The sequence below is a fragment of the Clostridium isatidis genome (assembly GCF_002285495.1).
In the GTDB taxonomy this organism is placed as follows: Bacteria; Bacillota; Clostridia; order Clostridiales; family Clostridiaceae; genus Clostridium; species Clostridium isatidis.
On record NZ_CP016786.1, the window covers coordinates 216354 to 238452 of the forward strand.

The window sequence follows — 22099 nt, forward strand, 5'->3', positions numbered from 1 at the left end:
AATGAAATAAAAGTAAAGTTGACTAAAATTTAACAATATATTCAATAAGAACATATCTATAAAGTTTCTAACGTAATATATATTCTCCAATAAATATAAAACAGTCGAGTAGTATCTATAGTAAAGATTTGTTCGTTAATTAATAAACAAACAATATTTAAGGGGGAAGTTTAAATGAGTAGACTCAGTATTATTACCAAGGACAGAGCTCAGCAAACTATTGAAAATCTTTACAAAGACCTTGAAAGACGTATTGTAGCAAGTCCTCCGGGACTATGTCCTATAGACTTAACAGCATCATTTTTAAAGATGTGTCATGCTCAAACCTGTGGGAAATGTGTTCCTTGTAGAATTGGTTTGGGAAAATTAACTACTTTATTAGAAGATGTATTAGATGGTAAAGGGGATTTAAAAACTATTGACCTTATTGAAAAGACTGCAGAAACTATTTATTATTCAGCAGACTGTGCTATAGGTTATGAAGCAGCAAATTTAGTATTACAGGGAATTGAAGGCTTTAGGAAAGATTTTGAAGAACACATTTTGCGTGGTAGGTGTACTTGTGAATTGAAACAAGCAGTTCCTTGTGTATCTCTTTGTCCAGCTGGAGTGGATGTGCCAGGTTATATTGCATTGATAAAGGAAGGAAGATATGCAGATGCAGTTAGACTAATTAGAAAAGATAATCCTATGCCTGTTGTTTGTGCTTTAGTTTGTGAACATCCTTGCGAGAGAAGATGTAGAAGAAATATGATTGACGATGCTATTAATATTAGAGGTCTAAAACGTTATGCAGTAGAAAATGCAGGAGATGTTACTGTTCCAAAAAGAGCAGCTTCTACAGGAAAGAAAATTGCTATCATAGGAGCAGGTCCAAGTGGATTAAGTGCAGGATATTATTTATCTTTAATGGGACATGATGTAGAGATATTTGAACAAAGAAAACATTTAGGCGGAATGTTAAGGTATGGCATACCTAATTATAGACTTCCTAGAGAAACCTTACAAAAAGAAATTGATTCAATTCTTTCAACAGGAATTAAAGTTCATACAGAGGTTTCTGTAGGTAAAGATATATCTTTAGAGGAATTAAGGGATAAGTTTGATGCTGTTTATATAGCTATTGGAGCTCATATAGATAAAAAGATAAATCTTGGAGATGGAGAAACTAAAGGAATGATTTCTGCTGTTGAGTTACTAAGAAAGAGCGGAGATAATATACCTGTTAATTTAGAGGGTAAGAATGTTGTAGTAATAGGCGGTGGAAATGTAGCAATGGATGCGGCACGTTCTGCTGTTAGACTTGGAGCTAAAAAGGTAAGTATTGTATACCGTAGAAGAAAAGTGGATATGACAGCAATGCCAGAAGAAGTAGAAGGAGCTATAGCTGAAGGTTGTGAAGTGTTTGATTTATATACTCCTGGAAAAGTTGAAAAAGATGAGAATAATAATATAACAGCTCTATGGGTTCAACCTCAAATAATTGGAAAGATATCTAAAGGTAGACCGGTTCCTAATGATGCATCAGTAGAAGCTATAAGAATTGAGTGTGATGTGCTAATTACAGCTGTAGGACAAGGAGTAGAATCTAAGAGTTTTGAAAAGTATGGAATTCCAGTAGTATGGGGAGTAATTGATGCACTAGAATGGAGTGGAGTAAGAGATGTTCCAGGCTTTTATGCAGGTGGTGACTGTGTATCAGGGCCTGCAACTGTAATAAGGGCTATAGCAGCAGGAAAAGTAGCAGCTGCCAATATTGATGAATATTTAGGCTTTAATCATATTATTGAATCTGATGTAGAAATACCAGCACCTAGATTAGATGATAGAATACCTTGTGGTCGTGTTAATTTAAGAGAAAGAGATGCAGCTGAAAGAGTTAGAGATTTTGAGCAAATTGAAATTGGCATGACAGATGAGGAAGCTAAACAAGAAGCCAATAGATGCTTAAGATGTGATCACTTTGGACTTGGAGTATTTAAGGGAGGTAGAACATTAAGATGGTAAGTTTGATTATTGATAATAAAAAAATAGAGGTGGCTGAAAATACAACAATTCTTGATGCTGCAAATGAAAATGGAATAAATATTCCAACCCTTTGTTATTTAAAAAATTTAAATGAGATAGGTGCTTGTAGAGTTTGTGTAGTTGAAGTAGAAGGAATTAATAGGCTTATTACAGCTTGCAATAATACAGTAAAAGAAGGAATGGTAGTTTATACAAATAGCCCAAAGGTTAGAGAAGCTAGAAGGACTAATGTAGAGTTAATACTTTCCGAGCATAATTCAAAATGCGCTGTATGTGTTAGAAGTGGAAATTGTAGTTTACAGGCAATATCAAATGATTTAGGAATAATTGACATCCCTTATGAAGAAAAGTTATCTCATAGAAAATGGTCCAAAGATTTTCCTTTAATTAGGGATTCGGAAAAATGTATTAAATGTATGAGATGCATTCAAGTCTGTGATAAAATTCAGGGCTTAAATGTATGGGATCTATCCTATACAGGTTCAAGAACCAATGTAGATGTTTCTCGTAATAGAAGAATTGAAGAGGCAGATTGCGCACTTTGCGGTCAATGTATTACTCATTGTCCAGTTGGAGCTTTACGTGAAAGAGATGATTTAGACAAGGTATTTAAAGCATTAGCTCAGAAGGATAAAATTACAGTTGTTCAAATTGCACCAGCTGTTAGAGCTGCTTGGGGAGAAACTTTAGGAATAGATAGAGAATATGCAACAGTGAATAGACTAGTTGCTGCATTAAGGCAAATTGGTTTCGATTATATATTTGATACTAATTTTGGAGCAGACCTTACTATTATGGAAGAAGGAAGTGAGTTCTTACAAAGATTTAAGAATAAGGAAAATGAGAAATGGCCAATGTTTACTTCTTGCTGTCCAGGCTGGGTACGATTTATTAAAACTCAATATCCAGATATGGTAGGTCAACTTTCAACTGCAAAATCACCTCAACAAATGTTTGGAGCAATATCAAAAAGCTATTATGCTGAATTACTTGGAGTCGATCCATCAAGAATATTTAATGTTTCAATAATGCCATGTACTGCTAAAAAATATGAAGCTGGAGTTTCAGTATTAAAAGATGCAGGAGTTGGTCAAGATATAGATGTTGTTTTAACAACTAGAGAAGTTGCTAGAATGATTCGTTCAGAGCATATTAATCTAGAGGGACTAGAAGAAGAGGAATTTGATATGCCTTTAGGTGTAAGTACAGGGGCTGCAGTTATATTTGGTGCAACAGGCGGAGTTATGGAAGCTGCCTTAAGATCAGCTTATTATTTAGCAACAAAAGAAAATCCAGATCCAGATGCATTTAAAGAGGTAAGAGGAAGAGATGGCTGGAGGGAAGCAAGCTTTGATTTGGCAGGTTCAAAAGTAAGGGTAGCTGTAGCAAGTGGGCTTGGTGATACTAGAAAATTGATTGAAGCAATTAGAGCAGGAAAGGTTCATTATGATTTTGTTGAAATCATGGCATGTCCTGGTGGATGTGCTGGCGGCGGTGGACAGCCTATTAAAGATGGTAGTGAATTAGCAGGAGAAAGAGCAGATGTATTATATGGATTAGATAAGATAAATAATCTTCGTTTTTCACATGAGAACCCATCTGTTATAAAATGTTATGAAGATTATTTAGGAGAACCACTATCACATAAATCTCATATATTACTTCATACTAATCAAAAGGATTGGTAATTAAAAGGTGCTGTCTTAAGACAGCACCTTTTAAATTAAAGCTTTAAAGCCTCATCTATAGCAGGCTTATCGAAACCAACAATGATTTTTCCGTTTATATCTAAAACAGGAACTCCCATTTGTTTTGATTTATTAATCATTTCTTCTCTTGCTTCCATATCATCTTGTACATTATATTCTTCAAATTCAATATTCATTGATTTTAAATAATTTTTAGCTTTCACACACCAAGGACATGAAGATGTACTATATACTTTAACCATTTAAATTCACTCCTTCAAAAGTAATTAATATTATTTAATATTAATTTTATACTAATTATTAGATATTTACAATACACATATTATGTTATCCGGAAATAAAAAAATTTTCTATCTTATTAAGTTATCGTTATTTAGATTAGAATTTAAAATCATATTGCTTAAAAGGTCTGTTGAAGATATATTGTTAAGGTCTTTGGACAATATTTTTTTATCTTCTTCTCTAATAGTATTTTTAGGTGGAATATTTTTTAAATAATTTTTATTAATCATAGAATCATCTCCTTGTATAATAGAATCAAGTATATTTTTTGTAAAAATATTTTTTTTATAACAATAAATAAAATTTTACAACTGGTCTAGACATCTATAACAATTATGAGTATAATATGATTAGGAGGATTAATAAATGATAGACAAAAATAGTCCAATTCCCGTTTATTATCAATTAAAAAACGATTTAATTAAAAAAATATCTGAAGGATTATGGAAGCCTGGTGATTGTATAGCTAGTGAAAGGGAGTTATGTGAACTTTATGGAGTAAGCAGAATGACAATAAGGCAGGCTATAGGTGAGTTAGTACAAGAGGGCATCCTTATGAGGATAAAAGGCAAGGGTACCTTTGTATGTGACCAAACCTTAAAGCAACAGGATATTATGAGTTTTACAGATATAATTAAGAAAACTGGAAAGACTTTAGAATCAGAGGTTTTAGAATTTATTGAAATAGATACCCCTGAAAAATATCAATCAATATTTTCGTCAGATAAACTATTTAAAATTAAAAGAAAAAGAATAGTTGATAATGAATGTATAGCTTTAGAAACAGTTTATATTCCTAAGGAATACTGTGAAAAAATAGATAAAAGTATGTTAAAGAATTCTTTATTTAAAATTTTAGAGAGCTCTGGTTATAGTATTGAGTACTCAGAATCATCTATTGGAGCTATTTTAATGGATGATGAATTAGGAAGAATATTTAATGTAGAAAACATGGTACCAATGTTAAAAATATCAAGTAAGACATTTGACCAAAGGAATAAGATAATCTTTTTAGAAGAAGCTATTTATAGGTCAGATAAATTCTTATTAGAAGTTAATATATCAAGAAGAGAGGGAAAGATAACATGAGATTAATAATTACAAAAAATTATGATGAATTAAGCAAAAAGGCTGCTGAAATAATAGCAGAAACAATAAAGGAAAAACCAAATGCAGTATTAGGTTTAGCAACAGGTAGTTCACCAGTTGGTTTATATAAAGAATTAATAAAAATGCATAAAGATGGAGAAGTAGATTTTTCAAAGGTAACAACAGTTAACTTAGATGAATATGTAGGTCTATCCGGAGAACATCCTCAAAGTTACAGATACTTTATGAATGAAAATTTATTTAATCATGTTAATATTGATAAAAACAATACTTACGTTCCAAATGGTCTTGCAGAAGATGCAGAAGAAGAAGGAAGAAGATATGATGCTAAAATAGAAGAGCTTGGAGGAACAGATCTTCAATTATTAGGTATTGGGAATAATGGGCATATTGCCTTTAATGAACCTGCTGAAGAACTTGTTTTTGGAACACATTTAACAGATTTAACTGAAGAAACAATTAAGGCTAATTCAAGATTTTTTGCTTCAATTAAAGATGTACCAACTCAGGCATTTTCAATGGGAATCGGCGGAATAATGAAGGCTAAGAAAATATTACTAATTGCAAGTGGTGAAGAAAAAGCAGAAGCAGTAAAAGGTATGATAGAAGGAAATATTACTACTAAGCTTCCAGGATCACTTCTACAATTACATCATGATGTAATTGTTATAGTAGATGAAGCTGCAGCAAAATTACTTTCAAAATAATAATTAATTAGTAAAATAACAAAGATTAATATAAGATTAGCTAGAGATTAGATAATTAATAAGAATTGTCTAATCTCTTTTTATTGTAAAGATTATTTTTACATAAAAATTGGTATTAAAAAAATACTTATGGTATATTAAATATTAGTGTTAAATTTTGTACAAATAAGGTTATAATAATAAATAGCAATAAAAGTAAAAATATAAGATAGGTAGGTAGATAAAATGCCTAAAATAAAATCGGTATATGTTTGTCAGGAATGCGGATACGAGTCGGCAAAATGGCTTGGGAAATGCCCGGATTGTAATAATTGGAATACTTTGGTGGAGGAAGTTAGAGATAATAAAAAAGAACTAAAAAGTGCAATAAATACAGTAAGAATATTAGAAAATTCTCCTAAAAGCATAGGAGATATACAATCAGGTGAAAAGAAAAGATATAATACTGGATTAGAAGAATTAAATAGAGTGTTGGGAGGAGGACTTGTGAGAGGATCTTTAACCTTGATTTCAGGAGATCCCGGAATAGGTAAGTCAACACTTTTACTTCAAACATCAAATTATATTGCCAGCAATTATGGTAAAGTTTTATATGTATCAGGGGAGGAATCTGAGGAACAAATAAAAATTCGAGGCGATAGGCTTGGTGTTAATTCAAATAATTTATACATACTATCAGAAACAAACCTAGATTTAATAGAAGCACATATAGAAGAATTAAAACCTGTCTTTGTAATAATAGATTCGATACAAACAGTATATAAGGAAAGCATAACTTCAGCACCAGGAAGTGTATCTCAAGTAAGAGAATGTTCAAATGCAATAATGAGAATAGGAAAAAACAATAATATTCCTTTATTTATAGTTGCTCATGTAACAAAGCAGGGAGAACTTGCAGGGCCAAGGGTATTAGAGCATATAGTAGATACTGTATTGTATTTTGAAGGAGAACGTACTGAAGAATTTAGGGTTTTAAGAACAATGAAAAATAGGTTTGGTACAACTAGTGAAATTGGCGTCTTTGAAATGTCTGAGGAAGGTTTAGTGGAAATATATGATCCGTCAAAGATATTTTTAGAGGAAACAAATTTCAATCAGGAAGGTTCATCAGTTATAGGAATAATGGAAGGTACAAGACCTATTTTAGTAGAAATGCAGGCTTTAGCTACTGAAACTAAGATGAACATTCCAATAAGAACTGGTATAGGAATAGATTTTCAAAGGCTTAGACTAATAATAGCCGTTTTAGAAAAAAAGCTAAGAGTACCTTTTTATAAATATGATGTATATGCAAATGTTGTTGGTGGCCTTAGATTAGAAGGAACAACAGGTGATTTAGGGTTAGCATTATCTTTGATATCAAGTATTAAAAATAAACCTTTTAAATTAGAGAAAGTTTTAATAATAGGAGAAGTTGGACTTACTGGAGAAATTAGACCAGTTGCATCTTGTGATAGGCTTATAAGAGAAGCAGAAAAAATGGGTTTTAAACATGCTATTATTCCAGAGAGAAATAAAGATAAGGTAAAAAGTAAAACAATAAGCATAATTGGAGTAAATAATTTAACTGAGGCAATTAATAATATATTCTAAAAAAGATTAGGTGAGTATATGAGAATAAAAGATGATGAAAAAATGAAAGATATTTTGAAAATTATGAGTCCCGGTACACCATTAAGAGAAGGTTTAGAAAATATTTTAAGAGCTAAAACGGGAGGATTAATTTTAATTGGTGATAGTGAGGAAGTAATGAATTTAGTTGATGGCGGCTTTAAAATAGATGCAGACTATTCACCAGCTTATATATACGAATTAGCTAAAATGGATGGTGCCATTGTAATAAGTGAAGATTTAAAAAAGATTATAAGAGCTAACACTCATCTAGTTCCAGAGCATTCTATTACTACTTATGAAACAGGAACTAGACATAGAACTGCCCATAGAATGGCGAAGCAGACAGGAAAAATTGTAATTGCTATTTCTCAAAGAAGAAATATTATAACTGTCTATAAGGGAGATTTAAAATATGTCCTTCAAGATACTAGTGTTATTTTAAGTAGAGCTAATCAAGCCATTCAAACTTTAGAAAAGTATGTAAAAGTATTAGATAAAGTAATAAGTAATTTAGACATACTAGAATTTCAAGATTTAACAACTGTCTTTGATGTAGTTACAGCTATACAAAGAACAGAAATGGTAATGAGGATTGTAGAGGAAATTGAAAGGTATATTGTAGAACTTGGAAATGAAGGTAGACTTGTTTCTATGCAGTTAAATGAATCTATTAGATTTATAGAAAGAGATGGAATACTACTTATTAGAGATTATTGTAGGTCTGATTTAGATTATTGCGAAGTATATGAAGAAATACAAAAGTTAAGCTCAAGCGAATTATTAGACTTAGAGACAATAGCAAAGATTATAGGCAGACAGGGAACTTCCTTAGTGGATTCTTTAATATCTCCAAGGGGATACAGAATACTTTTCAAATTACAAAGAATTCCTATATCTGTTATAGAAAACTTAGTAAAGCATTTTAAAAAATTAAAATATGTATTAGAAGCCGATATTGAAGAATTAGATAATGTAGAAGGTATAGGAGAAGCAAGAGCTAAAATGATAAAAAGCGGCTTAAAAAGAATAAAGGAGCAAATCTACTTAAAAAGTGAAATTTGACAAAATTATGAATAATAACTAATAATATGGTTAATAATATGAAAGCAGGTTTAAAACCTGCTTATAATTTTATTCTAAATTAAATTTTCCAAGAATATTAAGTTTAGCAGATTCCTTTAGTAGAACATCATATAAACTAATATCTAATGTATTGCACAGAGCACTTAGATAAAATAGGCTATTTCCTATTTCAGCTTCTATAATTTCTCTGCAATTATCACATATTTTCCCCTTTAAGTGGCTTTCAAGGGAAAATCTAAAATCGTCTAAGTTTTCAGGTAATTCTTGTTTTTTTGCAGAGATTTTAATACAGCCGCAGTTAGTTACGGATTTAGCAACTGCCCTGTTTACCCTTGAAGAAGCTTCACTATATTTAGTTATAATATCCAAAATGCTTTTATGACGAAGTAGCAATTCATTTACATCATTTTGAAAAGCATCAAAAATTATGTCTTTCATAAGTTCCTATCTCCTTAATAAAAGAATTATTAGTTATATAAGTTAATTTATAAAATAAATAAGGTAAATAAATTTCTTTGTGGATTAGCTTAATATAATAATATAAAATAATCCTAATATTTTATAGGGGGTATTTTAAATTAATAAGATTTTAATAATTTATAAGTGTAGGGAATGGCTTTATATGGTATAATAATAAGGAATTTTATAGTTATTAATTATAAAAATAAATAGGAGGTGAAATTTATGCTAAAAAAGATTATAAGAGCTATATTTACTATTATAGGCTTAATAAGCGGCTATATTGTAAGTGGATTAATATCTGAAATTGCTGCTTTACAAGAAATATCTTTTTTATCTAAATCAATTGGAATTATATCTTTACGTATCTTTATAACTGTATTATTTGGAATTATGTTTTATATTATATCTCCACGTATATATAGCTCTATTCTAAAACTAATAGAATATGCTGAAAAAAGTGTTCAAAACTTCACAGTTGCGGAACTAATTTTTGGGGGAATAGGAGCTTTAATATCATTAATAATAACATCTTTAATAGCACTACCCTTAAATAGTATAGATTTATATGGGTTGGGGCCAATACTTTTTGTTTTAGTTAACCTGATTTTTGCAATAATATCAGCTAATATATTTATTGAAAAGAAAGATGATATTACAAATATTCTTAGTAATATGAAAAAAGGTACAAGTAATAAAGAAAAAAAAGGAAAAGCAAATATAAAAGGCATTCCTAAGGTGTTAGATACATCAGTAATAATAGATGGTAGAATTTTTGATATATGTCAAACAGGATTTATAGAAGGACCTCTTGTAATACCAAGTTTTGTATTAGATGAGCTTAGACATATTTCTGATTCAGCAGATGCCTTAAAAAGAAATAGAGGAAGAAGAGGTCTTGATATATTAAATAAAATTCAAAAGGAATTAGAGATAGAAACTCAAATTTGGGAAGGTGATTTCCCTGAAATTACAGAAGTAGATAGTAAATTATTGAAACTTGCTCAAAAACTAAAAGGAAAAGTTATAACAAATGATTTTAACTTAAATAAAGTGGCAGAATTTCAAGGAGTTCCAGTTCTTAATATTAATGAATTAGCCAATTCCATAAAACCAGTAGTTTTACCTGGCGAAGAAATGAAAGTTATAGTTGTAAAAGACGGAAAAGAAGCATCTCAAGGTATTGGCTATTTAGATGATGGAACTATGATAGTAGTTGAAGATGGAAGAAGGTTTATAGGAGATCAAATAGTAGTAATAGTTACATCTGTACTTCAAACTGCAGCAGGAAGAATGATATTTGCTAAACCAAAGGAATAGTTAGTAGGTGTTAAGATGGTAAGTGCTATAATTTTGGCAGGGGGAAAAGGTAAAAGAATGGGATCCAAGGTGAGTAAGCAATATATACAGTTAAAAGGAAAACCCATTTTATATTATACCCTAACAAAATTTATTAATTCCCATTATATAGATAAAATAATTTTAGTTTTACCAAAAGATGAAATAGAATATTGTAAAGAGAATGTTTTAGATAAGTATTCCTTGAAGATTGATAAAATAGTTGAAGGTGGAAAAGAGAGACAAGATTCTGTTTATAATGCCTTGAAGGAAGTTGATGATTCAGAAATTATTTTAATTCATGACGGTGCAAGACCTTTTACAAAAAACAGCATAATAGAAGATGGAATAAAATATGCAAGGCGATATGGGGCGGCAGCTCCAGGAGTTACGCCAAAGGATACTATTAAGATAATTGATGAAAATGGATTTTCTAAATTCACACCAGTAAGAAATACTTTAGTGGCTATACAAACTCCTCAGGTATTTAAGGCAGAAATAATAAAGGAATGTCATAAAAGAATAAAAGAAGAGGGCATATCCGTTACCGATGATACTATGGTTGTTGAAAGATATAACAATAAAGTATATTTATATGAAGGTGACTATGAAAATATAAAGGTTACTACTCCAGAAGACTTGATTTTAGCGGAAAAGCTAATATAATGGTAATAACTTTATTGACAAGATTTTTTGTAAAATATATAATAAATTAAGCTAAAAGTTAATATTACCAAAACGTTGAAGAAGAATAGTAGAATCCGATGTTCAGAGAGAAAATTCATAGGCTGAAAAATTTTCAATAGGGTTTGAACCAGCTTTGGAGTATAGGTAAAAACTATCGGTTTAATACCGTTATCATTTTAGAGAACAAATTTAGGTGGTACCGCGATACAAGTTCGCCCTAATGCATTAGGGTGAACTTTTTTTATTATACTGTATTTTAAATAAATGATTTAAATTTATATAAAAATATACATTAGGAGGAAGCAAATATGAAAATGTCCAATATGTTAATATCAACATTAAGAGAAGTTCCAGCAGAAGCAGAAATAGATAGCCATAAACTAATGCTAAGAGCTGGTATGATAAGAAAAATGGCTTCAGGAATATATAATTATATGCCATTAGGTTTAAAGGTTTTAAAGAATGTTGAAGATATAATAAGGGAAGAAATGAATAATGCAGGAGCTCAAGAATTTTTAGCATCAGCAATTATTCCAGCAGAACTTTGGCAAGAATCAGGAAGATGGGGAGCTTATGGAGCAGAAATGTTTAGGTTAAAAGATAGAAATGATAGAGATTTTTGTCTTGGACCAACTCATGAAGAAGTATTTACTGATATAGCAAGAAATGAAATAAAATCCTATAAACAATTACCATTAAATCTTTATCAAATACAAACTAAGTATAGAGATGAAAGAAGACCAAGATTTGGCGTTATGAGATCAAGAGAGTTTGTAATGAAGGACGCATATAGCTTTGATAAGGATCAAGATGGATTAGATATTTCTTACAATAAAATGAGAGATGCTTATATCAAAATTTTTGAAAGATGCGGAATAGTAGCTAAGCCAGTTGATGCTGATACAGGAGCTATTGGAGGATCTGGTTCTGCTGAATTTATGGTTAAATCAGAAGTTGGAGAAGATGATGTAGTGTTCTGTACAAATTGCGATTATGCAGCCAATATAGAAAAGGCACCATCAACTCCAGAAAAAGCTGAAAAGGAAGCTTATAAAGAAATAAACAAGATAGAAACACCTAATGTAAGAACTATAGAAGATTTAATTAAATTCTTTAATACAACAGAAAAGAAATTTGCTAAAACCTTGATATACAATGCAGATGGTAAAATAGTTGCAGTTATGGTTAGGGGAGACAGAGAAGTTAACGAAGTTAAGCTTTCTAATGCCTTAGGCGGAGTTGTTGATTTAAGTATGGCAAGTGCTGAAGAAGTTATGAAGGCCACAAGTGCACAAGTAGGATTTGCAGGCCCTATAAATTTAAAGGTTGATACTTTATTAGTAGATAAAGAAGTAGCTAATATGTATAATTTTATTGTAGGAGCTAATGAAACTGGATATCACTTTGAAAATGTTAACTATGGAAGAGATTTTGAAGGTATAGTTGGGGATTATAGAAATATAACAGAAGGTGAAAATTGTCCTGTTTGTGGTGGAAAAATAACAATATCAAAGGGAACAGAAGTTGGTCATATATTTAAGCTTGGAACAAAGTATTCTGAAGCTATGAATGCAAAGTTTATAGATGAAAATGGAAAGGAAGTTCCATTTGTAATGGGCTGCTATGGAATAGGTGTAACAAGAACAATGGCATCAATAATAGAACAAAATCATGATGAAAATGGAATAATATGGCCATTATCAGTAGCTCCATATCATGTTAATGTTATAGCAGTAAACATAAAAGATGAAATGCAGATGAAGGTTGCAAATGAAATATATGAAGAACTAAAGGCTTTAGGAGTAGATGTTATTTTTGATGATAGAAATGAAAGAGCTGGAGTAAAATTTAAAGATTCAGATCTTATGGGAATCCCAATGAGAATAACTGTTGGTAAGAAGGTAACAGAAGGTCAAGTAGAATTTAAATTAAGAACTTCAGAAGTTGAAAATATTAAGATAGAAGAAGTTGTAGCTAGGGTAAAAGAAGAGTTTGAGAAAAATAAAATATCTATTAGATAGGGGGTATTAAAAATGAAGATTTATAATAGTTTAACTAGAAAAAAAGAAGAGTTCGTCCCTATTACTCCAGGAGAAATAAAGATGTATGTTTGTGGCCCAACTGTATATAATTATTTTCATATAGGGAATGGAAGAACTTTTATAATTTTTGATACTATTAGAAGATATTTTGAGTATAGAGGTTATAAGGTTAAATATGTACAAAACTTTACTGATATTGATGATAAAATGATAAAGAGAGCAAATGAAGAAGGTACGACTGTAAAGGATGTTGGAGATAAATATATTCAGGAGTACTATAAAGATGCAGATGGCTTAAATATAAAGAGGGCTTCTATTAATCCTAGAGCAACAGAATTTGTAGAAGATATTATTGAATTTATTAGTGGCTTAATTGAAAAAGGCTATGCTTATGAAGTAGATGGAGATGTATATTTTAGAACTAATAAATTTGAAAGTTATGGTCAGTTAATAGGTCAAAATCTTGAAGATTTAAAAGTAGGAGCAAGAATTAATGTAGATGAAAGAAAAGAAGACCCAATGGATTTTGCATTATGGAAAGCTCAAAAGCCTGGTGAACCAGCTTGGGATAGTCCATGGGGAAAAGGAAGACCAGGATGGCATATAGAATGCTCCTGCATGGCAAAAAAATTATTAGGAGAAACTATAGATATTCATGCTGGAGGAGTAGATTTAACCTTCCCTCATCATGAAAATGAAATAGCTCAAAGTGAAGCTCTAACAGGTAAAAAGTTTGCAAACTACTGGATGCATGGTGCTTTCTTAAATATAAACAATCAAAAAATGTCTAAGTCTTTAAATAACTTTTTAACTGCAAGAGAAATATTAAAAGATTATAGTGCAGATGTTGTAAGATTTTTAATGTTATCAGGTCACTATAGATCACCTTTAAATTTTAGCGATGATCTTCTTGAATCAGCTAAATCATCAGTAGAGAGAATGTATAATGCTATAAGTAATTTAGAAAACCTAATAGATGAAGTTGAAAAAGAAAAAATGGATGATAATGAAAGAGAATATCTAAAATCTCTAGATGTATATAGACAAAAATATATAGAAAAGATGGACGATGATTTTAATACAGCAGATGCTATAACAGCCATTTTTGATTTAATTAAAGATATAAATACAAATATTTCAATCAATTCTTCAAAGGAACTTTGCCAAGAAGTGTTAAGCCTAATTAGAGAATTAGGATCTCCTCTTGGAATACTTCAAAACTCAACAAAATTAAGTTTAGAAGATGAAGTGGAGGAACTAATAAGACAAAGACAAGAAGCAAGAAAAAATAAAAATTTTGCTTTAGCTGATAAAATAAGAGATGATTTAAAAGCTAGAAATATAATTTTAGAAGATACTCCACAAGGAGTAAGATGGAAAATTATAAAGTAATGCTAAGAAGGCTGCAATATTGCAGCCTTTATTTAGAGGAGTGATAAAATGCTGGATGATTTAAGAACAAGAGAATTTACAAAAGAAGAAGCCAGGAGATTAAACCCCCTGCAGTTAGCTTTAATAGGAGATGCAGTTTTTGAAATCTTTATAAGGAATTATATCTTATCCAATAATGTAGAGTTATCTGTTCATAAAATTCATGTTAAGGCAATCCATTATGTTAAAGCTCAAGCTCAATCAAAGATAATTAAAACTATCGAAGAAAGCTTGGAGGAAGATGAATTATATATTTATAAAAGAGGAAGAAATACAAAATCAGCAACAATCCCCAAAAATGCAGATGTAATAGATTATAGAAATGCAACCGGTTTTGAAGCATTAATTGGATATCTTTATTTAAGTGGAAATAAAACAAGATTATCAGAAATATTAGAAAAAAGCTTGGAAATAATATAAGCAGATGAAAATAATATGAAGGAGTGATTATAATGACAAAAGGTAATAGAGAAGCTAGACTTAGGGCTAGAATGGAAAGAGAGCTTTCAGAAGGAAAGACAAAAGTGAAAGGTCAAAGAGGAAGAGATATAGAAAATCAATTTGATGATAATTTAACTTCAATAGATACAAGAGAAGATTTAGTAATTGGTAGAAATGCAGTTATGGAACTATTAAAGGGGAATAGAACTATAGAATGTATTTATATTGCTAGTGGAAATATGGAAGGTTCTATAAAAGCAATTATTAATATAGCAAAAGAAAAAAAGGTAGTATTAAAAGAAGTTGATAGGAAAAAGCTTGATGCAATGAGCAATGGAATGAGTCATCAAGGTGTTATAGCACAAGTTACTCCTTTTGTTTATTCTGAAGTAGAAGATATGATTAAGCTTGCAGAGAAAAGAAATGAGGATCCGTTTATAGTTATTCTAGATGAAATAGAAGATCCTCATAATTTAGGATCTATAATAAGAACTGCAGAATTATGCGGGGTTCATGGAATTATCATTCCAAAGAGAAGAAATGTAGGAATAACTGCAACAGTTTATAAATCTTCTGTTGGTGCTATTGAGCATATGAAAATAGCAAAGGTTACAAATATAAATTCTACAATTGATAAATTAAAGGAAAATGGACTTTGGATATATGGAGCAGATATAGAAGGAAAAGAATATAGTTATGAAGTAAACTTTTCAGGACCTTGCGCAGTAGTTATTGGAAGTGAAGGAAGAGGGATATCAAAACTTACCTTAAAAAAATGTGACAAACTTGTGAAAATCCCTATGATAGGAAAAATTAACTCTTTAAATGCTTCAGTTGCAGGTGGTATAATGATGTATGAAGTATTAAAAGGAAGATTATTAAATAAGTAAGGCAAAGAGGTAAACGTGAGAATTATATTTGTTGATGGTTATAACGTAATAAATAGTTGGCCGAATTTAAAAAAAGAAAAGAAATATAGCTTTGAGGGAGCAAGGCAAACTCTTATAGATATATTACATAACTATTCTGTATATGAAGAATGTAAAATAGTAATAGTTTTTGATGCCCATATGGTAGCTGGAAGCATTGAAAAAAAAGAAGAGATATATAAGAATGTCAGCGTAGTATTTACAAAGGATGGAGAAACAGCAGACTCATATATAGAAAGGGAAGTACATAATATTGGGAGAAAGTTTGAGGTATACGTAGTTACTTCGGATTGGCTTCAGCAGCAGATAATTTTTCAAAGAGGAGCTGTAAGAATATCATCTATAGAATTTTATAATGAAGTTTTAAAAACACAAAATAAAATTACTAGTGCAAAAGGCAGTTCTGAAAGCAATGTGAAAAATAATTTAAGTGATAATTTAGAGGAAGATATATTTAAAAAATTTGAAGCTTGGAGAAGAGGTAAATAATAAGATAATTAGTATATTGATATTACTTAATATTTATTATACTATTAGGTTATATCATAAGGGAGTAAGTGGGGTGACGAGGTATTGGGATATAAAAAAAGGAAACTTGGTTTATTTTCAGAATTTGAAAATAAAACTGATGAAGAAGTTGTTATAGAAGCTAAAACAGGAAATACTAGAGCACAGGAGTTTTTGATTTCTAAATATGAAAACTTCGTAAAGGCAAAATCAAAATCTTATTTTTTAATTGGAGCAGATAAAGAAGATATATATCAAGAAGGCATGATAGGTTTATACAAAGCAATACGAGATTTTAATCCTGATAAGTTAACAAGTTTTAAAGCTTTTGCAGAACTTTGCATAACAAGGCAGATAATAACTGCTATAAAAACAGCTACAAGACAAAAACATATTCCGTTAAATACTTACGTATCACTTAATAAACCTATTTACGAAGAAGAATCTGACAGAACTCTAATAGATGTGCTTTCAGAATTAAAAATTACGGATCCTGAGGAACTTATAATTGGAAAAGAACAGATTAAGCATATAGAAAATGAAATGAGTAAGGTCTTATCAGATTTAGAAATGGAAGTATTACAATCTTATCTGGATGGAAAATCCTATCAAGAAATTGCAAGTGATTTAGACAGACAGGCTAAATCTATAGATAATGCTTTACAAAGAGTTAAAAGAAAGCTTGAAAAGTGTCTTTATTCAGGGAAATAAGTCGCTAAATTTTTATTGACAAATTTTTTAGAAAATAGTAAACTTTATAATTGGTATATAAACATATATATAACTGCTCACGTAGCTCAGTAGGCAGAGCGTCGCCTTGGTAAGGCGGAGGTCGTCGGTTCAATCCCGATCGTGAGCTCCAATTAATATTACAAAACGCTAGGCAAAGTTTATTAAGAAAATAAAAGGAGGATTTACAATGGCAAAGTCAAAATTCGAAAGAAGTAAACCACACGTAAATATTGGTACAATTGGTCACGTAGACCACGGTAAGACAACATTAACAGCTGCAATAACAACTGTTTTATCAAAAAAAGGATATGCAGAAGCATTTGATTATGCATCAATCGATAAAGCACCAGAAGAAAAAGAAAGAGGAATCACAATAAATACAGCTCACGTAGAATATCAAACAGACAACAGACACTATGCACACGTTGACTGTCCAGGACACGCTGACTACGTTAAGAACATGATTACTGGAGCTGCACAAATGGACGGAGCAATTCTAGTTGTATCAGCAGCAGACGGTCCAATGCCACAAACAAGAGAACACATACTACTAGCATCAAGAGTTGGTGTTGATTACATAGTAGTATTCTTAAATAAGGCAGATATGGTAGACGACGAAGAATTATTAGAATTAGTTGAAATGGAAGTTAGAGAATTATTAAGCGAATACAACTTCCCAGGAGACGATATTCCAATAATTAAGGGATCAGCTTTAAGAGCATTAGAAAACCCAACTGATCCAGAAGCAACAGCTTGTATTCTAGAACTTATGGATGCAGTAGATAGCTACATCCCAACTCCAGAAAGAGCAACAGATAAGCCATTCTTAATGCCAGTAGAAGACGTATTTACAATCACTGGTAGAGGAACAGTTGCAACAGGAAGAGTTGAAAGCGGAATTCTTAAGCTAAGCGACGAAGTTGAAATAGTAGGATTAAAAGAAGAAAGCAGAAAGACAGTAGTAACAGGAATAGAAATGTTCAGAAAGTTACTAGATGAAGCTCAAGCAGGAGATAACGTAGGGGTTCTATTAAGAGGTATCCAAAGAACTGATATCGAAAGAGGTCAAGTATTAGCAAAACCAGGTTCAGTAAAACCTCATCAAAAATTCATAGGTCAAGTATACGTACTTAAGAAAGAAGAAGGTGGAAGACATACTCCATTCTTTGACGGATACAGACCACAATTCTACTTCAGAACAACAGACGTTACTGGAACAATCAAATTACCAGACGGAATGGAAATGGTTATGCCAGGAGACCACATTGATATGAACGTTGAATTAATCACTCCAGTTGCAATGGATGAAGGATTAAGATTCGCTATCAGAGAAGGTGGAAGAACTGTAGGTTCAGGAGTTGTTACTAAGATAGTTGAGTAATTAAATTTTGGTGATTATTGGAGGGATTGGGTTTTAATACTTAATCCCTTACAAAATCTTATATATTGACACAAATTATCTTTTGTGGTAATGTGTTTAGGTAATTAACGAAAATACATTAAGATAAACATAGTAAGTTTTATATTATTTACTGTAAACTGGAGGTGCAGACTGTGAGAGTGAAAGTGACTTTAGCATGCACAGAGTGTAAGCAAAGAAATTATAATTCAATGAAGAACAAAAAAAATAATCCAGACAGATTAGAAATGCATAAATACTGCAAGTTCTGTAAAAAGCATACACTTCATAAAGAAACAAAATAATTAGCTGATAAAGTGATGACATATACTCACAATAATTAAGGATGTGAAGTAATGGCTGTTAAGGAAAATGTAAATTTAACTAAAAATACACCGAATAAAGGTGGAATATTTAAGTTTTTTAGAGAGGTTAAGGCAGAAGTTAACAGAATAACTTGGCCTTCTAAAAATGAAACTAAAAAAGCGTTAATTGCAGTTGGCGTATACATACTAATATATCTTATATTAGTAGGCGGGTTAGATTATATTTTTCAAAACCTCTTTGAATGGATTCTTAGATTAAAGTAAGGAGGTTAAGGTGATATTCACCTAAAGAAAATATGAGCGAAAAAGCAAGATGGTATGTTGTACACACATACTCAGGCTATGAAAACAAAGTTAAAGCAAATCTTGAAAAGACCATTGAAAATAGAAATCTTCAAAACTTACTTCAGGATATACAAGTTCCTATGGAAGAAGTTATAGAAGAAAAAGATGGAAAGCAAAAGATTACTTTAAAAAAGAAGTTTCCTGGATATGTGTTAGTAAAAATGCTAATGACAGATGAATCATGGTATGTGGTTAGAAACACAAGGGGTGTAACAGGTTTTGTTGGCCCAGCTTCTAAACCAGTTCCTCTTACCGATGAAGAAGTTGAATCTATGGGAGTTAAAGAAGCTCCTGTTGAGATTGATTTAGAGGTAGGGGAATCAATAAGAGTTATCTCAGGACCGTTAAGAGAGTTTATTGCAACGATTCAAGAGATAAATTTAGAAAAACGTAAGATAAAGGTATTAATTGATATGTTTGGCAGAGAAACTCTTGCTGAACTTGATTTTACACAAGTTGAAAAATTAGTTTAATATAAACTGATGTTTTAATAAAGTGGGAGGACAAAAAGTCCGCATTACCACAGTATAGGAGGAATATACATGGCTAAGAAAGTAACAGGAATAATTAAACTTCAACTTCCTGCAGGTAAGGCAACACCAGCACCACCAGTAGGACCAGCATTAGGTCAACATGGTGTTAACATTATGGGATTCTGTAAGGAGTATAATGCAAAAACTGCAAACCAAGCTGGATTAACAATTCCAGTTGTAATTACAGTTTACCAAGATAGATCTTTTAGTTTCGTACTAAAAACTCCACCAGCTGCAGTACTAATTAAGAAAGAATTAGGTATCGAAAGTGGTTCAGGAGTACCAAACAAGAATAAAGTTGGTAAGTTAACAAAAGATCAAGTTAGAAAAATTGCTGAGTTAAAGATGCCTGACTTAAATGCGGCTTCAATAGAAAGTGCTATGAGCATGGTAATTGGAACTGCTAAGAGTATGGGAGTAACAGTAGAAGAGTAATTCGTAAAAAAAGTGGGAGGTAAAAACCGTTAATACCACAAAGGAGGCAAGTTATGGGAAAAAATTATATTGAAAGCGCAAAGTTAATTGACAAAAGTGCATTATATGAACCAAAACAAGCTTTAGAATTAGCTGTTAAAACTGCTAAAGCTAAGTTTGATGAAACAATAGAACTACATGTAAGATTAGGGGTTGACCCAAGACATGCAGATCAACAAGTAAGAGGAGCAGTTGTTCTTCCAAACGGAACAGGAAAAACTGTAAGAGTTTTAGTTTTTGCTAAAGGAGCTAAAGTTGCTGAAGCTGAAGCTGCTGGAGCAGATTTCGTTGGAGGAGAAGAATTAGTTCAAAAGATTCAAACAGAAAACTGGTTCGATTATGATGTAGTAGTTGCTACACCAGATATGATGGGTGTTGTTGGTAGAATAGGTAGAATTTTAGGACCTAAAGGATTAATGCCAAACCCAAAATCAGGAACTGTAACATTTGATGTTGCTAAAGCAATAGCAGATATTAAAGCAGGTAAGGTTGAATATAGAGTTGATAAAACTGCTATAGTTCACTGTCCAATCGGAAAGAAATCATTTGGAGTTGAAAAACTACATGAAAACTTCCACACTTTAATGGATGCTTTATTAAAGGCTAAGCCAGCAGCTGCTAAGGGACAATACGTTAAGTCTGTATCAGTTTCTAGCACAATGGGACCTGGAGCTAAAGTAAATCCACAAAAAGTTTTAGATTAGTATTGACATATAGGTAGTTATGTTGTAAAATAACTACTGTTGTAAAAAAAGAATACTAATTCCAAAGACAGTAGGTGCCGTAAGGTTTAAATTAATTGCCTACCGAGGAATACCAAGGTAAGTAATTAATTTATTTATTGGTCTTCCTATGTCTATGGGAAGGCCTTATTTATTATAAAATAGCAGTTAAAAACTGTGAGGAGGTGGACACACAGTAATGAATAATAACAGAAGAATTAAAGAAGCTAAAGTAGCTGAAATCAAAGAAAAGTTACAAAACTCAAAAAGTATTGTTTTAGCTGATTACCAAGGTTTAACTGTTGAAGAAGACACAAACCTAAGAAAAACATTAAGAGAAGCTGGTGTTGAATACAAGGTTTATAAAAATACTTTAGTATTACTAGCAGCTAAAGAATTAGGTATTGAAGGTCTAGAACAATATTTAGAAGGACCTGTTTCTATAGCATTTGGATATGAAGATGCTACTGCTCCTGCAAGAGTATTACATACATTTGCTAAGGATCACAAGAAATTAGAATTAAAAGCTGGTGTTGTGGAAGGAACTTTATATAATAAAGAAGAAATTGAAAAAATCGCTACAATACCATCAAAAGAAGTTCTTATCGCAAAACTTCTTGGAAGCTTCAAAGCTCCATTATCAAACCTTGCATATTTATTAAATGCAATTAAAGAAAAGAAAGAATCAGAATCAGCTGAATAAAACTGATAAAAAATTTGGAGGTGCAATTTAAATGACAAGAGAAGATATAATTCAAGCTATAAAAGAAATGACTGTTTTAGAATTAAACGAGCTAGTTAAAGCTTGTGAAGAAGAGTTTGGTGTAAGCGCAGCTGCTCCAGTAGCAGTAGCAGGTGGTGCAGTAGCAGGTGCTGCAGCAGCAGAAGAAAAATCAGAATTTGATGTTGTATTAGCTAACGCTGGTGCTAACAAGATTAAGGTAATCAAAGTAGTTAGAGAATTAACTGGATTAGGATTAAAGGAAGCTAAAGAAATAGTTGACGGAGCTCCTAAGACAATTAAAGAAGGAGTTTCTAAAGAAGAAGCTGAAGAAATGAAAGCTAAACTTGCTGAAGTTGGAGCTGAAGTAGAACTTAAGTAATTTAAAAAGGTGCTGTTTAAAGCACCTTTTTAATTCTAATAAAATAAAATCATATAAAATATTAATTTCCTGGTATACTTTATATGGTTTTATAAATA

The 22099-nt window shown here is 31.2% G+C and carries 25 protein-coding genes, 1 tRNA gene and 1 other annotated feature; of the genes, 23 read left to right on the top strand and 3 right to left on the bottom strand.

Going from position 1 to position 22099, the window contains the following annotated elements; genetic code table 11:
* Nucleotides 1-174 precede the first annotated feature (174 nt).
* Both BEN51_RS01045 and BEN51_RS01050 read left to right on the top strand, forming a co-directional pair.
* Nucleotides 175-2007 carry an NAD(P)-binding protein gene (locus tag BEN51_RS01045; RefSeq protein ID WP_119864256.1) on the top strand — a complete coding sequence of 611 codons (1833 nt, stop codon included), beginning with the start codon at nucleotides 175-177 and terminating at the stop codon, nucleotides 2005-2007.
* A complete protein-coding gene (locus BEN51_RS01050; protein WP_119864257.1) occupies nucleotides 2001-3716 on the top strand; it encodes an NADH-dependent [FeFe] hydrogenase, group A6 in 1716 nt (571 codons plus the stop codon). Before BEN51_RS01045 ends, BEN51_RS01050 begins: the two co-directional genes overlap by 7 nt.
* A 35-nt stretch (nucleotides 3717-3751) precedes the next feature.
* On the opposite strand, the gene BEN51_RS01055 is transcribed toward BEN51_RS01050, so the two are convergent.
* Together BEN51_RS01055 and BEN51_RS13715 are read right to left on the bottom strand one after the other, a co-directional pair.
* Entirely contained in the window at nucleotides 3752-3979 is a 228-nt protein-coding gene (locus tag BEN51_RS01055) for a glutaredoxin family protein (protein ID WP_119864258.1), read from the bottom strand.
* A gap of 108 nt (nucleotides 3980-4087) precedes the next feature.
* The gene (locus BEN51_RS13715) at nucleotides 4088-4249 is read right to left on the bottom strand and encodes a hypothetical protein (RefSeq protein WP_164704059.1); all 162 of its coding nucleotides are present in this window, start codon (nucleotides 4247-4249) and stop codon (nucleotides 4088-4090) included.
* A 136-nt stretch (nucleotides 4250-4385) separates the two neighbouring features.
* On the opposite strand from BEN51_RS13715, the gene BEN51_RS01060 reads away from it, so the two are divergent.
* The 4 genes from BEN51_RS01060 to disA all read left to right on the top strand — a co-directional run bounded on the left by BEN51_RS01060 (nucleotide 4386) and on the right by disA (nucleotide 8512).
* On the top strand, nucleotides 4386-5108 hold the full coding sequence (locus tag BEN51_RS01060) for a GntR family transcriptional regulator (RefSeq protein WP_119864259.1): 723 nt from the start codon (nucleotides 4386-4388) through the stop codon (nucleotides 5106-5108).
* Nucleotides 5105-5836, top strand: coding sequence for a glucosamine-6-phosphate deaminase (nagB, locus tag BEN51_RS01065; RefSeq protein ID WP_119864260.1), 732 nt, complete (start codon nucleotides 5105-5107; stop codon nucleotides 5834-5836). The genes BEN51_RS01060 and nagB overlap by 4 nt, the downstream gene beginning before the upstream one ends.
* Before the next feature lie 225 nt (nucleotides 5837-6061).
* A complete protein-coding gene (gene radA / locus BEN51_RS01070; protein ID WP_119864261.1) occupies nucleotides 6062-7429 on the top strand; it encodes a DNA repair protein RadA in 1368 nt (455 codons plus the stop codon).
* A gap of 18 nt (nucleotides 7430-7447) precedes the next feature.
* On the top strand, nucleotides 7448-8512 hold the full coding sequence (disA, locus tag BEN51_RS01075) for a DNA integrity scanning diadenylate cyclase DisA (RefSeq protein WP_119864262.1): 1065 nt from the start codon (nucleotides 7448-7450) through the stop codon (nucleotides 8510-8512).
* A gap of 69 nt (nucleotides 8513-8581) precedes the next feature.
* Here disA and BEN51_RS01080 read toward each other — a convergent pair whose 3' ends face one another.
* Entirely contained in the window at nucleotides 8582-8971 is a 390-nt protein-coding gene (locus BEN51_RS01080; protein ID WP_119864263.1) for a nucleoside triphosphate pyrophosphohydrolase family protein, read from the bottom strand.
* Nucleotides 8972-9217: 246 nt separating this feature from the next.
* Between BEN51_RS01080 and BEN51_RS01085 the strand changes: the two genes are divergently transcribed.
* From BEN51_RS01085 to rplL, 17 genes are all read left to right on the top strand, one after another.
* Entirely contained in the window at nucleotides 9218-10312 is a 1095-nt protein-coding gene (locus tag BEN51_RS01085; RefSeq protein WP_119864264.1) for a PIN/TRAM domain-containing protein, read from the top strand.
* A gap of 15 nt (nucleotides 10313-10327) precedes the next feature.
* Nucleotides 10328-10996: a 2-C-methyl-D-erythritol 4-phosphate cytidylyltransferase gene (gene ispD, locus BEN51_RS01090; RefSeq protein WP_119864265.1), complete on the top strand. Its 669-nt coding sequence runs from the start codon at nucleotides 10328-10330 to the stop codon at nucleotides 10994-10996.
* Between the two features lie 329 nt (nucleotides 10997-11325).
* The gene (locus tag BEN51_RS01095) at nucleotides 11326-13038 is read left to right on the top strand and encodes a proline--tRNA ligase (protein ID WP_119864266.1); all 1713 of its coding nucleotides are present in this window, start codon (nucleotides 11326-11328) and stop codon (nucleotides 13036-13038) included.
* Between the two features lie 12 nt (nucleotides 13039-13050).
* Nucleotides 13051-14451 (top strand): cysteine--tRNA ligase, encoded by a 1401-nt coding sequence (cysS, locus tag BEN51_RS01100; protein WP_119864267.1) that lies wholly within the window; start codon nucleotides 13051-13053, stop codon nucleotides 14449-14451.
* Nucleotides 14452-14499: 48 nt separating this feature from the next.
* Nucleotides 14500-14910, top strand: coding sequence for a Mini-ribonuclease 3 (locus BEN51_RS01105; RefSeq protein WP_119864268.1), 411 nt, complete (start codon nucleotides 14500-14502; stop codon nucleotides 14908-14910).
* Between the two features lie 32 nt (nucleotides 14911-14942).
* Nucleotides 14943-15821 carry a 23S rRNA (guanosine(2251)-2'-O)-methyltransferase RlmB gene (rlmB, locus tag BEN51_RS01110; RefSeq protein WP_119864269.1) on the top strand — a complete coding sequence of 293 codons (879 nt, stop codon included), beginning with the start codon at nucleotides 14943-14945 and terminating at the stop codon, nucleotides 15819-15821.
* Nucleotides 15822-15836: 15 nt separating this feature from the next.
* Nucleotides 15837-16349: an NYN domain-containing protein gene (locus tag BEN51_RS01115; RefSeq protein ID WP_119864270.1), complete on the top strand. Its 513-nt coding sequence runs from the start codon at nucleotides 15837-15839 to the stop codon at nucleotides 16347-16349.
* 84 nt (nucleotides 16350-16433) lie between these two features.
* Nucleotides 16434-17078, top strand: coding sequence for an RNA polymerase sporulation sigma factor SigH (gene sigH, locus BEN51_RS01120; protein WP_119864271.1), 645 nt, complete (start codon nucleotides 16434-16436; stop codon nucleotides 17076-17078).
* Between the two features lie 75 nt (nucleotides 17079-17153).
* A tRNA-Thr gene (locus BEN51_RS01125) sits at nucleotides 17154-17229 on the top strand.
* 57 nt (nucleotides 17230-17286) lie between these two features.
* Entirely contained in the window at nucleotides 17287-18480 is a 1194-nt protein-coding gene (gene tuf, locus BEN51_RS01130; protein WP_119864272.1) for an elongation factor Tu, read from the top strand.
* Between the two features lie 173 nt (nucleotides 18481-18653).
* A complete protein-coding gene (rpmG, locus tag BEN51_RS01135) occupies nucleotides 18654-18803 on the top strand; it encodes a 50S ribosomal protein L33 (RefSeq protein WP_066889817.1) in 150 nt (49 codons plus the stop codon).
* Nucleotides 18804-18854: 51 nt separating this feature from the next.
* The gene (gene secE, locus BEN51_RS01140) at nucleotides 18855-19088 is read left to right on the top strand and encodes a preprotein translocase subunit SecE (protein ID WP_119864273.1); all 234 of its coding nucleotides are present in this window, start codon (nucleotides 18855-18857) and stop codon (nucleotides 19086-19088) included.
* Nucleotides 19089-19120: 32 nt separating this feature from the next.
* Nucleotides 19121-19642: a transcription termination/antitermination protein NusG gene (nusG, locus tag BEN51_RS01145; protein WP_119864274.1), complete on the top strand. Its 522-nt coding sequence runs from the start codon at nucleotides 19121-19123 to the stop codon at nucleotides 19640-19642.
* 69 nt (nucleotides 19643-19711) lie between these two features.
* Nucleotides 19712-20137 carry a 50S ribosomal protein L11 gene (rplK, locus tag BEN51_RS01150; RefSeq protein ID WP_119864275.1) on the top strand — a complete coding sequence of 142 codons (426 nt, stop codon included), beginning with the start codon at nucleotides 19712-19714 and terminating at the stop codon, nucleotides 20135-20137.
* A 53-nt stretch (nucleotides 20138-20190) separates the two neighbouring features.
* On the top strand, nucleotides 20191-20880 hold the full coding sequence (rplA, locus tag BEN51_RS01155; protein ID WP_119864276.1) for a 50S ribosomal protein L1: 690 nt from the start codon (nucleotides 20191-20193) through the stop codon (nucleotides 20878-20880).
* A gap of 43 nt (nucleotides 20881-20923) precedes the next feature.
* Nucleotides 20924-21060 (top strand) — a sequence feature (ribosomal protein L10 leader region).
* A gap of 37 nt (nucleotides 21061-21097) precedes the next feature.
* Nucleotides 21098-21601: a 50S ribosomal protein L10 gene (gene rplJ, locus BEN51_RS01160; RefSeq protein WP_119864277.1), complete on the top strand. Its 504-nt coding sequence runs from the start codon at nucleotides 21098-21100 to the stop codon at nucleotides 21599-21601.
* Between the two features lie 31 nt (nucleotides 21602-21632).
* Entirely contained in the window at nucleotides 21633-22001 is a 369-nt protein-coding gene (rplL, locus tag BEN51_RS01165) for a 50S ribosomal protein L7/L12 (protein WP_119864278.1), read from the top strand.
* The last annotated feature ends 98 nt before the right edge of the window (nucleotides 22002-22099 follow it).